The following is a 15,606-nucleotide window of genomic DNA, read 5'->3' on the forward strand; positions in this document are numbered from 1 at the left end:
CTCACCGGGGTCACGTCGACCGTGACGGCGGGGTGCCGCCGCTCGAAGTCGTCGGCGAGTTCCGCGAGGCGCTGTCCTTCCTCGCCCATGCCCCACACGGTCAGCGTCTGCTTCTCGCTCAGCGCCACCTGCCGGACGGGGCCGCGCACGCAGGCGCTGACCGCGAGGAGGGCGGCCACCGCCAGGACGGCCACAGCCGCACGCCCGAGGCCACCCGCACGGGAGACACGGGCCGCGCGCCCCAGACCACCGGCACGGGAGATGCGGGCCGGAGGAGCCGGCGTCGCCGTGCGGTGCCTGGTCGTGCGGGGCAAGGGGAACTCCTCCTCGGAGCCTGACGTGTCGGTGTACGGATGGCGAGGGACCGGATGAGGATGTGCGGGGCGACCGGCGGGTGGGCGCGGCCTCCGCAGAGGCCACGGCCGCACCGCCGTCCCGGGCCGGGCGGCGGCCCGTGAGGCCGCCCGCGCCGGGCTGGCACACACGTTACGTTCCCTGGCCGGAAACGGTGGAAAATGTGTGCGATCACGCACGGCATCCCCCGCGACCCCACACGCGGTGCGGCCGGGGCGCCCAACGGGGCAGGTCAGCCCCTCCCAGGACTGCTCAGCCGATGGTCAGCGCGCAGTGCGAGTCGGCGAGCGAGCTCGTGCCGGCGTAGACGTCGATCCTGCCCGGTTCGACGGTGAAGCACCCGGCCGGGTCGTTCGTCCAGAAGCCGAGGTCCTCCGCACCCAGACTGAAGCGCACGGTCCGCCGCTCCCCCGCCGCGAGCGTGACGCGTTCGAAGCCGCGCAGCCTGCGCACGGGCTGGGCGATGCTCGCGACGGGGTCCTGGATGTAGAGCTGTACGACCTCGTCGCCGGTCCGCCCGCCGGTGTTCTCGACGTCCACCTGGATCTCTATGCGCTCGCCGAGCTCCAGCTCGGCCACGGTGACCGACTCCCGGTCGGCCACCGGGCGGCCGGTGGCGAACGTGGTGTAGCTCAGGCCGTGGCCGAAGGCGTACTGGGGCCCGTCTACGAGGTCGAGGTACTTGGAGACGTACTTCTCGTCCGGCTGCTGCGGGTCGTAGGGCCGGCCGGTGTTCTCCCGGTTGTAGTAGACCGGGATCTGGCCGACGGACCGCGGGAAGGTCACCGGCAATTTGCCGCCGGGGTTGACGGCGCCGAAGAGGACGTCGGCGATCGCGCTGCCGGCCTCGATGCCGGGGTGCCAGGCCTCGAGCAGGGCCGGGACGCCGTCGGCCCAGTTGCCGACGGTCAGCGGCCGGCCGTTGACCAGGACGACGACGAACGGCTTGCCGGTGGTCGCGACGGCGGCGATCAGCTCCTCCTGCCCGTCGGGGAGTCCGAGTTCGCTGCGCACCGCGGCCTCGCCGCTGAGTTCCGGCTCCTCGCCGACGACGAGGACGGTGACGTCGGCGCTCTCGGCCGCGGCAACGGCTTCGGTGATGCCGGCGTCCGCGCCGGCGTGGGTGACGGTGGCACCGGGCGCGGCGGAGCGGACCGCGTCGAGGACGCTGACCGACGGGAAGCGGCGGCAGCCGGGGCCTGCCCAGGTGCCGTGCAGGTCCGTGTGGTCCGCGAACGGGCCGACCACCGCGATCGAGCCGGTGTCCGCGCGCAGCGGCAGGACGCCGTCGTTCTTCAGCAGGACCATGGAGCGCGCCGCGGTCAGGCGGGCGGCGGCGCGGGCCTCGGCCGTCGGCTCGTCGACGGCGCCTTCCTCGGCGGTGTAGGGGTCGTCGAAGAGACCGAGGGCGAACTTCAGGCGCAGGATGCGGGTGACGGCGTCGTCGAGCCGGTCCTCGCTGATCCTCTTCTCGGCGAGCAGGCGGCTGCCGTGGTCGAAGATGTGGGTGCTGACCATCTCCATGTCGATGCCTGCCGTCAGCGCCAGGCGGCCCGCGTCGGCGCCGTCCGCCGCGTATCCGTGGGCGATCAGCTCCTCGACGCCGGTGTAGTCGCTGACGACGACACCGTCGAAGCCCCAGTCCTCCTTGAGGATGCCGGTCAGGGTGTGCGGGTTGCCGTGGGCGGGGACGCCGCTGACGGTGTTGAACGCGGCCATGACGGTGGCGACACCGGCGTCGACGGCGGCACGGAACGGCGGCAGATAGTGGTTGCGCAGCCGCTGTTCCGAGACGTCGACGGTGTTGTAGTCACGGCCGCCCTCGGCGCCTCCGTAGGCGACGAAGTGCTTTGCGCAGGCGGCGACGTTGTCGTCGGCGGTGAGATCGTCGCCCTGGTAGGCACGGACCTTGGCGACGGCGAGGACGGCGTTCAGGTACGGGTCCTCGCCGCAGCTCTCGGCGATCCTGCCCCAGCGCGGTTCGTGGGTGACGTCCATCATCGGCGAGAACGTCCAGCGGACACCGTTGGAACGCGTCTCCTTCGCCGACACCCGCGCGTCGAGCGCGGCGACCTCGGGATCGAAGCTCGAGGCCTGGGCGAGCGGGATGGGGAACGTGGTCCAGAAGCCGTGGACGACGTCGAGGCCGAAGAGCAGCGGGATGCCGAGCCGGGACTCCTCGACGGCCATGCGCTGCAGCGTGTTGGTGTGGGCGGCGCCGTGCAGATTGAGCACCGAGCCGAGGAGCCCGGCGCGGGCGGCACGTTCGACCGCCTCGGTCTGGCCGCCGCCGGGGCCGGTGTCTCCGGTCCAGGTGAGCTGCTGGAGCTGGCCGAGCTTCTCCTCGACCGTCATCCGGCCGAGCAACTCCTTGATCCTGTCGTCGTGTGCGTCGTAGGCGTGGTGGGTGGCGCCGCGCGGCGCCGTTGCGGATGCGCTGCCGCCTGCGGCGCGGGTCCTCTGTGCGGTGGCGTCGCGAACCGTGTCGTGGTGCGGACGGAACATGTGAAGTCCTTCTGCTTCTGCGCGCCTTCACGGCGGGGTGGACTCCCTGCGGCCGGGGCCGCCGCAGGGAACACCCCTAATGTAAGCGCATACATCATTGCTTGCAATCATCCCTCGGCGTCGGGAGCGGGCAGCCCCTGCGCCGCGGCCCGGCTCAGGTTCGGTGCACCGTGAACTCCCCCCGTCGCACGCGCAGCACCGTGCGTCCCGCCTCGGTGGTCACCTTCGCGCCGGAGCAGCGCGCCCGGCCCTCGACGGCGACGACGGCCTCGTCCCCGAGCGCCCGGAACGACACCCGGTCCTCGCCCACTGCGCTGATCTCGGCCGTGGCGTACGCGATCCGCAGTCCGCCCGCCTGCAGACCCAGCGGCAGCATCGCGGCACCCCGGCCCGGGAGATACAGCCGCTCCCCGCCGAAGAGGGGCTTGCCGCGTTCGGTGACTGTGAAGCCCTGTCCGTAGCCGGCACCGATGTTGAAGGCGTGCATCAGCCGGCCGCCGGACGCGTCCGCCGTCGTCAGCAGGAAGATGCCGGGCAGCCGTGCGTCGTGCGCGTACCGCGGCACGGCACCCAGCTCCCGCAGCGCCGCCGTCCAGAAGTCCACGTCGCAGCGGTACTCGCCGGTGACGACGACGGCGCGGCCCTTGCCGACGGGAACATCGAATCCGCAGCCCTCACCCGTCGACAGTTCCTTCAGCACCACGTCGCCGCGGCTCGCCGTGCACAACTGCGCACGCGGAACCCGGATCTCGGCGCGGGGTGCGGCCCAGCCGTGCGCGGTGACGGAAAGGAAGAAGCGGTTCGCGTCGGTCATCGTCCGCCCCGGCTTCAGCCCGAGGGCGTCCCGCAGCGCGGTCGACGGCCGGCCCGCCATGTCCTTGCCGGGCAGCCGCCCGGAGAGCAGCAGCTTTCCACCGGCCTCCAGATAGCGCACCAGACGGCGTTGGACAGGGGTGTCCAGGTACTCGCCGGTGGCCAGGCCCAGGACCGGCACCCGGTCCGGATCGAGGTCGCCCGCCTGGAGGTCGACGCTGTGGTAGCGGTATCCGCCGAGCAGCATGCCGCGTGACAGCGCGTCGCCCGGGCCGAATCCACGCACCGGCTGCACGTCGTCGAGGACGGCCTTCACCGAGTCCGTCGCCGGGTGGTACTCGGTCAGGTAGTGGTCGGGTACGAAGCCGAGGGCCACGCGGTCGTACTCTGCACGCATCGGCGCGAGCACCGCCGCATTGCCCCGCACTGCGTGCACGGTGCGCTTCAGCGGCTCGTAGCTGTAGCCGGCCCGGCCCTCCGGGTCGACGGGGGCGGCGAATCCGTGGCGCTCGCCCGTCGACCCGATCCGGTCGTTGCCGTCGCCGAGCGGCTCGTCGAGCTTCGGGTTGAACCCGCCCGCGAACAGGTAGTAGTTGATCATCTTGGCGCCCTGTGCGAGACAGAGCCGGGTCTTGAGGTCGGACGCCTCGGCACCCGACTGGTTGCCCAGGTTGTTGCCGTAGTCCGCGTGGCCGGCGTCGAACTCCAGGGCGGTGACCGGCTGGTGACGGTCGTGGACCGCGTCCATGAAGGCGTTGATCAGGTACAGGTCGGTGACGTTGTTGACCGTCAGGTCGCCGAGATAGAAGTCGGCGCCGGAGATCAGGCCCGCCTTGCCGGAGTAGGTCTCCATCAGCTGGCTGATCCCGATGGGGAAGTTCTTTCCGCTGCCGCCGCCGGTGCCGTGGATGTTGATGAGGAACGGGACACCCCGCACGCCGTTGGCCTCGGCGGCCTCGCGCAGCGTGTCCACGTAGCGGGCGAACCGGCCGCGCATGAAGGCGCCGAGGTCGTGCATGAGGGCGGCCGAGTATCCGTCCTCGGGCGTACGGACGGCCTTGTCACGCTCGGCGGCGGGACGGCCGGCGAACGGGTAGCGGTCGCCGAGGCCGTCGCCGTAGGTCCGGTCCAGCCAGGACTGGAAGTCCTTCAGCAGATGGTCGGTGAGCGCGGGCGTGTTGCTCACCCAGTCGAGCATGCCGATCTCGTTGTCGAGCTGGCAGGCGATGACGCCCGGCTTGCCCTTGCGGCGCAGGCGGGAGGCGAACACCGGCATGACGGTGTCGTACCAGCGACGGGTCTCGGCAAGGAAAGCGGGTGCCAGGTAGTCGACGGCGGGGGTGGGACCGTCGGCACCGTTCCAGCCCTTGGGGTTGATCTCCGGATGTTCGTTGCGCACGCGCTCGGGCACGCCTTCGCCCTTGAGCTCGGCCATGGTGAAGGGGCCGGGTCGCGGGATGACGTCGAAGCCGTTCTCGATACACAGGTCGATGAACGCTCCGAGGTCGCGTTCGGGCCGGGTGCGGCCGGTGACGTCGATGGATCCGTCGGGCGTCTCGTGCCACATCCAGGGGACGTAGGTGGCGATGGCGTTGAGGCCTGCGGCCTTGGCCTTGTCGAGCCGGGACTGCCAGTCGGCCCGCTTCAGCCGGAAGTAGTGGATCTCGCCGCCGAGGACGAGGACGGGTTCGCCGTCGACGATGATCTGTTTGTCGCGGTAGGGGACGAGCGGCGCCTCGTCGCGGTCCTGCGGGCCGTCGGCCGAGGGGGCGGCGGCGGCAGGGGCGGTGCCGACGACGGTGGCCATTCCCGCGGCGCCGATGGAGCCGAGGACGGTCCGGCGGCGGGGCGCGGTCTGCGTGGTCGCGGGTCCTGCGGCGTCCGCGCCGCCTACGGGTCCCGCCGTGTCCGCGCTGCCTGCGGTGTTCATATGCCGAAGTCCTCCTTGGCGAGCAGCGGCTTCAGGTTGCGGGCGAAGCCGCCCGTACGGAACGGGCGTTGCAGCAGACCGGGCTTCAGCACCTGGGCGAGGGCTGCGGCCACCATGCCCTGGTCGAGGGAGAGCATCCGGTCGCTGACCTTGCCGGTGGAGACGTTGACGGAGTCGTAGAACCCCATGCCGTCCTCGTAGGCGTCGAAGTCGCGCGCGATGTTGCGCAGGTTGGTGTACGCCGCGCCGGGGGTGACCATGAGGGCGAGGAACGCGGCGTGCGGGGTGACGACACCGTTGGTCCAGGCGGACGGATCGGGCATCGGCTCGCCGTGGGGCACGTAGGTGCGGTCGGTGTTGGAGCAGTAGCCCTCGGGCGAGATGCCGAAGAACTGCACGCCGTACTCCTGATAGCCGCCCTCGGGCACGTTGGCGGGCGAGAAGCCCCAGTAGCCGTACCGGGTGTCGAGCAGGCCGTGGTCGCGGTGACCCATGGCGTGGTGGGTGAGGTTCTTGCGCCATGAACCGGGCGACCACTGGCCGGAGGGCACGAACAGCTCCGGCATCAGGGCCCCGAACATGGAGCCGCCCCACCCGGGGACGTGCTTTCGGCCGCGGTAGGCGTAGTGGCCGTTGAAGTAACGGACCCCGTCGCGCACGGTCCAGCCGCCGCCGGGCGGCATCTCCTGCTTCTGCTCCGGGGTGAAGGTGCGCAGCATGCGCCAGTAGTGGTCGCCGGGGACGGTGCCGTCGGCGATGCCGAGGTAGCCGGCGATCCTGGTCTCGGAGACGAGGGCGCCGTAGAAGTAGGGGGTGTGGGCGTTCTCGGCGACCTTGAAGCCGGTGCGCATGTGGCCGGGGCCCGCGACCGGGTCGGCGGGGTCGTAGGGTGCGTAGAAGAACGACCAGTCGATGTCCTTGCGCAGGCGGCGGATACGGCCGCTCAGGAGGGGGTCGGCGTCCTCCGCGATGCGCAGGCCGACGTCGAGCCAGCCGTTGTCGACCGTGGACAGCAGGTGGTTGACCGGGGCGCCGCTGCCGGGCCACTCGTCGAGAACCTCACCGGTGAAGGTGTTGTACCAGTTGAACCAGAAGCCGTGCAGGCGCTCCATGCGTTCGACGGTGGTGATGGTGCGGTCGAGGCGCCGGTGCATCTCGCGCTCGCTGATCACACCGAGTCCGGCGGCGGCAACCGTGGACCACAGCCAGCAGCCGATGTTGGTGGTGGAGGTGTTGGCGGTGAGTTCGGGCTCGGCCCCGCCGAGCTTGATGTTGTCGGCGGGCAGGCCGCTGTCGGCGACCATCGCCTCCAGGGAACGGTAGGTGTCGGTGAACCAGCGCTTCAGCTGCGCTTCGGTGTCGAGCGAGGAGCGCCTGGCGCGGGCTTGTGCGGGTGCGGCGGCGCCGAGGGCGAGCGCGCCGGTGGCGCCGGCGGTCGCGGCGAGGAAGGTACGACGATCCATGGAGCGTTCCAACTCCCTTGTCGGGTAGGGGTGTGCGCTGCGAAAGAGGTGAGGCGCGGCAAGGCGGGACGCCCCGGGGCGCAGGGGGCGTACGGGGCCGGCCGCCGTCAGGTGCGGGCGGCCCCGTACGGGCTGGTGGGGTGGTGCGGCCGGGTGCGGCGCGGGGCTACTTGAGCCCGGCGGTGGCGATGCTCTGGGTGAAGTACCGCTGCAGGACGATGAAGACGGCGAGCACGGGGAGCACCACCAGGAAGGCTCCGGCCATCAGTACGCCGTTGGATCCGTCGGCCTTCGTGGGGTCGGTGGCGAATGTGGCGAGGGCGACGGGCAGGGTGTACTTGTCGGCGTCGTTGGTGGCGACGAGGGGCCACAGGAAGTTGTTCCAGGAACCGAGGAAAACGAAGATTGACAGTGTGGCGAGGGCGGGCTTCACCTGCGGGATGACGATCCGCCAGAAGATGTACCACTCGCGTGCGCCGTCGACCCTTGCCGCCTCCAGCAGTTCGTCGGGGACGGTCGACATGAACTGCCGCATCAGGAAGACCCCGAAGGCACCCGCGGCGAACGGGAGGATCAGCGCCGCATAGGTGTCGATGAGATTCATCCTGCTCATCATCACGAACTTCGGCATCAGCATCAGGTTGCCCGGCACCATGAGGGCGGCCATGACCACACCGAAGACCAGCTTCTTGCCGGTGAAGTTCAGTTTCGCGAGCGCGTAGCCGAGCATCGAGCAGAACACCAGGTTGCACAGCGTGACGAAGAGTGCGACGACCGTGGAGTTGAAGAAGTACAGCGGCACGTCGAACAGGTTCAGCAGCTCGCGGAAGTTGGCGAGCGTCCACTCGGTGGGGATCCACGCGGGCGGGCTGGACGCCAGGTCCTGCTCGGTCTTGAACGCGGACAGTGCCATCCACAGGAACGGCGCGGTCATGACCAGCATGCCGAGGGCCAGCAGCACGTAGGTGAAGGCCCTCACCCGGCGGGTGCGGCGGTCGCGTGCCGCGTACGAGCTCGGTGCGGCCGGACGCTTCTGGATGACGGTGCTCATTTTGTCTTGTCCTTCAGCAGCCGCAGCTGAAGCAGCGTGACGGCAAGGTGATCACGAACAGCGTGTACGCCATGGAGCTGGCGTAACCCATGTGGAAGAAGTTGAAGCCCTCCCGGTACATCAGCAGCGAGACCGTCAGTGTGCTGTCGGACGGACCGCCGTTGGTCATCACGAACGGTTCCTCGAAGACGTTGAGGAAGCCGATGCTGGTCATGACGGCCACGTACAGGGTGGTGGGCCGCAGCAGGGGGACCGTGATCCGGCGGAACTCCTGGAGGGCTCCCGCGCCGTCGATCCGGGCCGCCTCGCGCACCTCGGTGGGGATCGCCTGCAGCCCCGCGAGGAACAGGACCATTGCCGTACCCATGTTGCGCCAGACGGCCATCGCGATCAGCGACGGCATGGCGAGCGTCTCGGAGGCCAGGAAGTCCGGGGCCGTCAGGCCGAGTTCGCCGGCCAGGCCGGCGATCAGCCCTTCGGTGGGGTCCAGCACGAACCGCCAGACGACGGCGACGGCGACGATGGCGGTGACCACCGGTGCGTAGAAGCCGACACGGAAGAAGGTGCGGAACCGCTCGATGCCGGAGTTCAGCAGGACAGCGGCCACCAGGCCGCTGCCGATGGTGAGGGGCACGCCGAGGACGACGAAGTAGCCGGTGTTGAACAGTGCCCGAAGGAACTGCTCGTCCTCGAACAGCCGGGTGTAGTTCTCCAGCCCCAAGGGGCGGGCGCCGAACGGGTCGGTGACGTTGCGCAGTCCGAAGTCGGTGAAGCTCATCACCAGCGTCGCCACGATCGGGAACGCCATGAAGGTGAAGAAGAACACCAGGAACGGGGTGGAGTAGAGCCAGCCCGCGAGGTTGTGCTTGGAGAGACGGTCGCGGCGCAGGCGCTGCGGACCGCCTCGCCCCTGACCGGGCCCGGGCACCTCGACAGCCCGTTCACGGGTTCGGGCGGCGTCCTCGGTCGCCACGGTGGTGCTCATCGGTCAGCCCACCATGCCCTCGGTCTTCTTCTGGAGCTGCCCGGCGAGGGTGGCGGGGTCGCCGCCCTTGGCGAGCTTCTCCAGGGTGACGTCGATCTCGTGCGCGATCTGCTCCCACTGGGCCAGGGGCGGGACGTCGCCGGCGCTGTCGAGGGACTTCCGGAAGACGTCGACGTCGGCGTTCTTGAGTGCCGGCTCCTGCCAGGCGGCCTTGTTCGCGGGCAGCGACTTGGCCATCTCGTACCAGTCGGCCTGCGTCGTGGCGTCGGTGAGGAACTTCGTGAACTCCTGGGCCGCCGCCTTGTGCTCGCTGCTCGCGAAGGAGACGAGGGACGAGCCGCCGATCATGGAGGCGGGCTGCTCGCCGTGCGGCAGCGGCACGGCGTCCCACTTGCCCTTCAACTGCGGGAGCTGATCGTTGATGTTCTGGACCATCCAGGGGCCGGAGGCGAACATCGGGACACGGTCGGCGCCGAAGTCCTTGATCACGTCGTAGCCGGGTGCGGCGGTGGTGTTCTTGGCAAGACCTGCCTCGAAGTACTTCTGGTACTCGGTGAACGCGGTGATCGCCTCGGGCGAGTCGAGCGTGAGCCTGCCGTCGGCGTCGGTGAGCGAGCCGCCTGCGGAGAACAGGTAGGGCAGCCAGTTCTGCCAGGAGCCCTGGCCGCCGGCGGGCAGGGAGAAGGCCCACTTGGTGGAGTCGAGCTTCTTCAGCGACTCGGCGAGCTCGAGGTGCTCGTCCCAGGTGACGGGCGCCTTGTCCACGCCGGCCTTCTCGGCGAGGTCGGTGCGGTAGTAGAGGACCCGGGTGTCGACGTACCAGGGGACGCCGTAGACCTCGCCGTCCTTCTCGTTGCCCTTCCACGCGGCCGGGAAGAAGTCGTCCTTCTTGAACGTCTTGGTGTCCACGGGCTCCAGGACACCGAGATCGATGAACTCGCCCACCCAGGTGGAGCCGAGCTGCGCCATGTCGGGAAGCTTGTCTGCAGCCGCGGCGGACACCAGCTTCTGATGGGCGACGTCCCAGCCGATCGGCGTCACCTTGACGGTGATGTCCGGGTACTTCTCGTTGAACTTCTTGGCCACACCGTCGATGCGCGCACCCTCCTCGCCCATGGCCCAGACGGTGAGCGTCTGCTTCGCGTTCGCACCGACCTGGCCTGACCCGCCGCTGCTGCAGGAGGTCAGACCGAGACCGAGACCGAGCGCCGAGACAACGGCGATAGCGGTGGTGGTGGTGCGGGACAAAGCGGGGCTGGACAGGGCGATGCGGGACATGCGGCTCCTCCTCGAGTTCACGCGCAGTCGTGCTTGTAAGCGCATACATGACCTTCCGGGACGAGGCCGGGGCGGCACAAGAGGTGGCTCGATAACGCTTGTGTAAACGCGCGGGAACGTGACGGGTGGTGCGCGGGCGACGGGCCGGTGGCGTGCCGGAGCGCGGCGGCAGGTGTCAGGGAGGCGCGGCGCACAGCAGTCGCCGCGGCAGCGGGCGCTCGGGGCGCGGGGCGCGCAGGGGGTATGCGTCACCGGCGGAAACCGCAGTTCAGACGGGTAGGTACGCGCAGAGTTGGCGGCGCATCGCGCCGCCGGGAGCCGTCGGCGGCGACCGGGGGCGCTCGAGGGCCGGTCAGCCGTCGCAGCCGCAGCTGGCGCGGCGCGCGAGCGTCGTCGGCAGCGTGCGCAGTTCGGTCGGCCGAGCGCGTTCCGCGAGCCGTGAGACGAGCAGCTCCACCGCCTCCTCGCCGAGCCGGGCCATCGGCTGCCGCACAGTGGTGAGCTCCGGTCGGACCATGCGGCTCAGCGGGATGCCGTCGAACCCGGTGATCGTGACATCCCCCGGTACGGAGACACCTCTCTCCACAAGCGCATACAACGCGCCGACCGCCATCTGGTCGTTCGCGAACACCATCCCCTGCGAGAGCGCGCCGTCCCGGTCCAGCAGTTCGACCACCGCCTTGCGCCCGGAGGCCAGAGTCAGATCACCCCGGGCGGCAGGTCTGTCCGGCATCGGCAGGCCCGTGGCGAGGTGCGCGGCCTGGAAGCCGCGGAAACGGGCCTCCGCGTCCGGCGAGTCGGCGGGGCCGCCGACAAAATCGAGGCGGCGCAGGCCGTGGTCGTCGATCAGATGCCGGGTGAGTTCGAGCTGGCCGTCGAAGTTCGCGGCCTCGATCCGGTCGAGCCCGGGCGAAACCTCTCCGGCCAGCACCACTACCGGGACCCGCCGGGAGACGACCTCGAGCGTCGCCGGCGGCATTCGCTGGGCCAGGACCGCCAGGCCTTCCACCCGTCCGGCGACATCCGCCATCGACTCGCCGGCCCGGTCGGCGTGCGCGGCGGAGATGAGCAGCGCGTAACCGTGCCGCCGGGCGGCACGCTCCATGCCGCGGATGACCTCGTCCCCGTAGAAGCTCAGCTCCGCGTCGTCGGTGTCCGGCGCGCCCTCCGCCTCGGCCTCGGGATCGGCGAAGTCAGGGAAACAGAGCCCGAGAACCCCGGTGGCCCGGCTGGCGAGCCCGCGCGCGCTCGCGCTGGGTACGTAGCCCAGTTCGCGTGCCGCCGACAGCACCTTCTGGCGCGTCGCGGCGCGCACACTGTCGGGGCTTCGATAGACGCGGGACACCGTGGCAATGGACACGCCGGCGCGCTCGGCGACGTCGTAGACGGTGGGGTCGCCCATGGTCTTCGTAGCCGCCCCTCGGTCTTTCCTGGCTGTACGGACGGACGCATGGGTCCGTGGAAGCGCATTCAGCGTAACGGCGGGTGGGTCGCCGCGACAACCACAGCCTGCTCTCCCCTCGGGCCTCCCCTGTGATGACCCCCCAGCCGCCGAGCTGCATGGTGCACGGGCGAGGAGGCCGGCGCGAGCCGCGACCGGCCCCCGTTCCGGTCGCGGCCTGGTCGCGGCCTGGTCGGTGTGCGGGTCGGTCATTCGGTTCAGCAGCGGCCACCGGCGGTGACGGGGGCGCCCGCGGCGGTATCGGTGACGGCCCGGTCGGAGCGACAGGTGCTGCCCTCCGGACAGGCTCTAGCCGTACGCGGCGCGCCATCTCACAGCAAAAGGCAAAAGCAAAGGCAAGGAGAGCTCTCTCCTTGCCACTCTCAACGTATAGCGCGCCGGGGGGCTTGCCGCAAGACCCGGGTCACGGCGCAGAATCGACGGCCGATGCCACAACCTGCGGAAACGGGGTCACGACATGCGTGAGTTGTTGTCGGAGTATGAGGGACGCGGTGACGTCGGACCGGTGGATGAACCCGCGGAGCGGCCGGCCGGCTCGTCGGAGGGAAGGCAAACAGAGTTGAGGACGTGCCCGACAAGAGGTTCGACAGAACTGGCAGCGCCGGAGATTCGACCGGCCACCGCGGTGCAACGGAGCACGGCTGCCTCGGAGGTGTCGCAGTGATCAAGCAGTACGTGTCGGATCTGCAGGAGATCGACGAGAAGCAGGTCGCGCTCGTCGGCGGCAAGGGCGCGCACCTGGGCGGGCTGTCGCGCATCGAAGGCATCCGCGTGCCGGGGGGCTTCTGCGTGACCACGGACGCCTTCCGGCGGATCATGGCGGAAGCTCCGTCGATCGACGATCGGCTCGATCAGCTGTCACGCTTGAGCCCGGACGACCAGGAGGCGATCCGCACGCTCAGCGCGCGGATTCGCCGGACCATCGAAGGGGTCGCCATCCCGGGCGATCTCGCTGCGGCGATCACCCGCGCGCTCACCCGGTTCGGCGAGCAAACCGCCTACGCCGTGCGATCCAGCGCGACGGCGGAGGACCTGCCGACGGCCTCGTTCGCCGGCCAACAGGACACCTACCTGAACGTCGTGGGGCCGACGGCGATCCTCCAGCACGTCAGCCGGTGCTGGGCCTCGCTGTTCACCGAGCGGGCCGTGACCTACCGTCAGCGGAACGGCATCGACCACCGTACGGTCCACATGGCCGTGGTCGTGCAGCAGATGGTCTTCCCTCATGCGGCCGGCATCCTGTTCACGGCCGACCCCGTCACGGGCAACCGGAAGGTCTCCACCGTGGACGCCGGCTTCGGCCTCGGCGAAGCCCTGGTCTCCGGCCTGGTGAACCCGGACGTCTTCACGGTGCGCCACGACGAGGTCGTCGCCAAGGCTGTCGCCGCCAAGCAGCTCGCCGTCGAGGCCCTGCCGGACGGCGGGACGCGCGAAGTGGCGATCGAGGCGCGGCGTCAGGAGCGGCCCGCGCTGACCGATGCGCAGGTCGTGCAGCTCGTGCAGCTCGGGCGGCGGATCGAAGCGCACTTCGGCCGCCCCCAGGACATCGAATGGTGCCTGACCGACGACGGCTTCCGGATCGTGCAGAGCCGGCCGATCACGACGCTCTTTCCCGTCCCCGAGGCCGGCGACCAGGAGAATCACGTCTACGTCTCCGTTGGTCACGGGCAGATGATGACCGACCCCATGAAGCCCCTCGGGCTCTCCATGTGGCAGCTGACGGCCATGGTGCCGATGCACGAGGCCGGCGGGAGGCTGTTCGTCGACGTCACCCGGCGCCTGGCCTCGCCCTCGAGCCGCGCAGGCCTTCTGGACGTCCTGGGGAGAGGCGATCCGCTGATCAGGGACGCTCTGGAGACCGTCCTCGACCGCGACGACTTTGTCCCCTCGCTTCCGGACGCCGGTCCCGGCGGGCCGCCGGCCGGCGGTGCGCCCGCCCCCGTCGGGACCGACCCGGCCATCGTCAGCGAGCTGATCAAGCGCAGCCAGGAGTCCATCGCCGCCCTGGAACGCGACATCCGGACGAAGACCGGACCGGCGCTGTTCGACTTCCTGCTGGAGGCCTTCGAGGAGCACAAGCGAGCCCTCGCAGATCCGCTGAGCATGCAGGCGATCACGGCGGGGATGGAGGCCACGTGGTGGCTCAACGACAAGCTGCAGGAGTGGCTGGGCGAGAAGAACGCGGCCGACACGCTCACCCTGTCCGCCCCTGACAACGTCACGTCGGAAATGGGACTGGCGCTGCTCGACGTCGCGGACGTGATCCGCCCGCACCCGGAGGTCGTGGCGTTCCTGCAGGACGTCGAGGGCGAGGACTTGTCGGACGAACTGGCGAAGCTCGCCGGCGGGGCCGAGGCGCGCGACGCCATCGAGTCCTACCTCGACCGGTACGGCATGCGCTGCGTCGGCGAGATCGACATCACGAGGCCGCGCTGGCGTGAGCGCCCCGGCACGCTCGTGCCCGTGATCCTCGACAACGTCAGGAACTTCGGTCCGGGTGCCGCCGAACGGCGCTTCGAGGAGGGGCGGCAGAGGGCGTGGGAGAAGGAGCAGGACGTGCTCTCCCGCCTTCGTGCCCTGCCGGACGGGGGCGAGAAGGCCGACGAGGCCAAGCGCATGATCGACCGGGTCAGGACGTTCATCGGGTACCGGGAGTACCCGAAGTACGGCATCGTCAGCCGCTACTTCGTCTACAAGCAGGCCCTGATGGCGGAGGCCGAACGCCTCGTGCGGGCAGGCGTGGTGTCCGAGCGGGAGGACGTCTTCCATCTCACGTTCCAGGAATTCCGTGATGCCGTGCGCGCGCAGCGGGTGGACGGCCGGCTGATCGAGCAGCGCAAGGAGGCGTTCCGGTCGTACCACGCGCTCACGCCGCCCCGGGTGCTCACCTCGGACGGTGAGGCCGTCACCGGGGCCTACCGGCGCGAGGACGTGCCGGACGGCTCCCTGGTAGGTCTGCCGGTCTCCGCAGGAACCGTGGAGGGAAGGGCCCGCGTCGTCCTCGACATGGCGGACGCGGATCTCGAGGAGGGCGACATCCTGGTCACGACCTTCACCGACCCCAGTTGGTCACCGCTGTTCGTCGGAGCCGCGGGCCTGGTGACGGAGGTGGGCGGCCTGATGACCCACGGCGCGGTGATCGCCCGGGAGTACGGCCTGCCGGCCGTCGTGGGCGTGGAGCAGGCCACCCGGCTGATCCGGGACGGTCAGCGGATCCGCGTACACGGAACCGACGGGTACGTCGAGATCCTGCCTTGACCGCCGAGGACTGCCGGACGCCGGCAATCCTCGAAGGTGCGCCGCGTCGTCGAACCGCGCGACCTCTCGCACACTCCGCGCCGCGGCACGCCCCACGTCCGCGTCGGCCGATCGAACCGAACACCGCTCCCGCGAGGCGGGCGTAACTCCCCCCATGGCGGGCACTCGTACGCCGGCTTGGCGGAAAAGGGACCGCCGGACGGAGAATCCGAGAGGTATGCCCCATGGAGATATCCGGCGTCATCAGCGCGATCGTGATCGGCCTCGTCATCGGCGTACTGGGGCGGCTGGTGGTTCCCGGCCGTCAGCACATCGGGGTGCTGTGGACGATCGTCGTCGGCATCGCCGCCGCGTTCGTCGGCACTGCTCTGGCCGTGGCATTCGGGGTGGCGGACACCGAGGGTGTCGACTGGGTCCAGTGGCTCATCCAGATCGCACTCGCCGCGGCGGGTGTCGCCGCGCTGACTCGAGTCAAGGCCCTTCGCTGACCACGGCCGACGCGGGGCG

8 protein-coding genes and 2 pseudogenes are annotated in these 15,606 nt (G+C 70.2%); 2 read left to right on the forward strand and 8 right to left on the reverse strand.

Annotated elements, in window-relative coordinates:
• From ABZ070_RS17350 to ABZ070_RS17385, 8 genes and pseudogenes are all read right to left on the reverse strand, one after another.
• Nucleotides 1-314, reverse strand: a pseudogene (locus ABZ070_RS17350) (hypothetical protein); the annotation flags it as partial.
• A gap of 292 nt (nucleotides 315-606) precedes the next feature.
• The gene (locus ABZ070_RS17355; protein WP_356634662.1) at nucleotides 607-2,709 is read right to left on the reverse strand and encodes a glycoside hydrolase family 3 N-terminal domain-containing protein; all 2,103 of its coding nucleotides are present in this window, start codon (nucleotides 2,707-2,709) and stop codon (nucleotides 607-609) included.
• Nucleotides 2,710-3,013: 304 nt separating this feature from the next.
• Nucleotides 3,014-5,602: a beta-galactosidase gene (locus tag ABZ070_RS17360; protein WP_356634620.1), complete on the reverse strand. Its 2,589-nt coding sequence runs from the start codon at nucleotides 5,600-5,602 to the stop codon at nucleotides 3,014-3,016.
• Nucleotides 5,599-7,065: a glucoamylase family protein gene (locus ABZ070_RS17365; protein WP_356634622.1), complete on the reverse strand. Its 1,467-nt coding sequence runs from the start codon at nucleotides 7,063-7,065 to the stop codon at nucleotides 5,599-5,601. The genes ABZ070_RS17360 and ABZ070_RS17365 overlap by 4 nt, the downstream gene beginning before the upstream one ends.
• Nucleotides 7,066-7,231: 166 nt before the next feature.
• Nucleotides 7,232-8,008 carry a carbohydrate ABC transporter permease gene (locus ABZ070_RS17370; RefSeq protein ID WP_356634664.1) on the reverse strand — a complete coding sequence of 259 codons (777 nt, stop codon included), beginning with the start codon at nucleotides 8,006-8,008 and terminating at the stop codon, nucleotides 7,232-7,234.
• A gap of 104 nt (nucleotides 8,009-8,112) precedes the next feature.
• Nucleotides 8,113-9,101 (reverse strand): annotated as a pseudogene (locus tag ABZ070_RS17375) (sugar ABC transporter permease).
• 3 nt (nucleotides 9,102-9,104) lie between these two features.
• Nucleotides 9,105-10,379: a sugar ABC transporter substrate-binding protein gene (locus tag ABZ070_RS17380; RefSeq protein WP_356634624.1), complete on the reverse strand. Its 1,275-nt coding sequence runs from the start codon at nucleotides 10,377-10,379 to the stop codon at nucleotides 9,105-9,107.
• A 352-nt stretch (nucleotides 10,380-10,731) separates the two neighbouring features.
• Nucleotides 10,732-11,781 carry a LacI family DNA-binding transcriptional regulator gene (locus tag ABZ070_RS17385; RefSeq protein ID WP_356634626.1) on the reverse strand — a complete coding sequence of 350 codons (1,050 nt, stop codon included), beginning with the start codon at nucleotides 11,779-11,781 and terminating at the stop codon, nucleotides 10,732-10,734.
• A 720-nt stretch (nucleotides 11,782-12,501) separates the two neighbouring features.
• Between ABZ070_RS17385 and rph the strand changes: the two genes are divergently transcribed.
• Nucleotides 12,502-15,099, forward strand: coding sequence for a rifamycin-inactivating phosphotransferase (gene rph, locus ABZ070_RS17390; RefSeq protein ID WP_356634628.1), 2,598 nt, complete (start codon nucleotides 12,502-12,504; stop codon nucleotides 15,097-15,099).
• Nucleotides 15,100-15,323: 224 nt separating this feature from the next.
• Entirely contained in the window at nucleotides 15,324-15,587 is a 264-nt protein-coding gene (locus ABZ070_RS17395) for a GlsB/YeaQ/YmgE family stress response membrane protein (RefSeq protein ID WP_356634630.1), read from the forward strand.
• Nucleotides 15,588-15,606 lie beyond the last annotated feature (19 nt).

This window comes from Streptomyces sp. NPDC006283 (assembly GCF_040613325.1).
Taxonomy (GTDB): domain Bacteria; phylum Actinomycetota; class Actinomycetes; order Streptomycetales; family Streptomycetaceae; genus Streptomyces.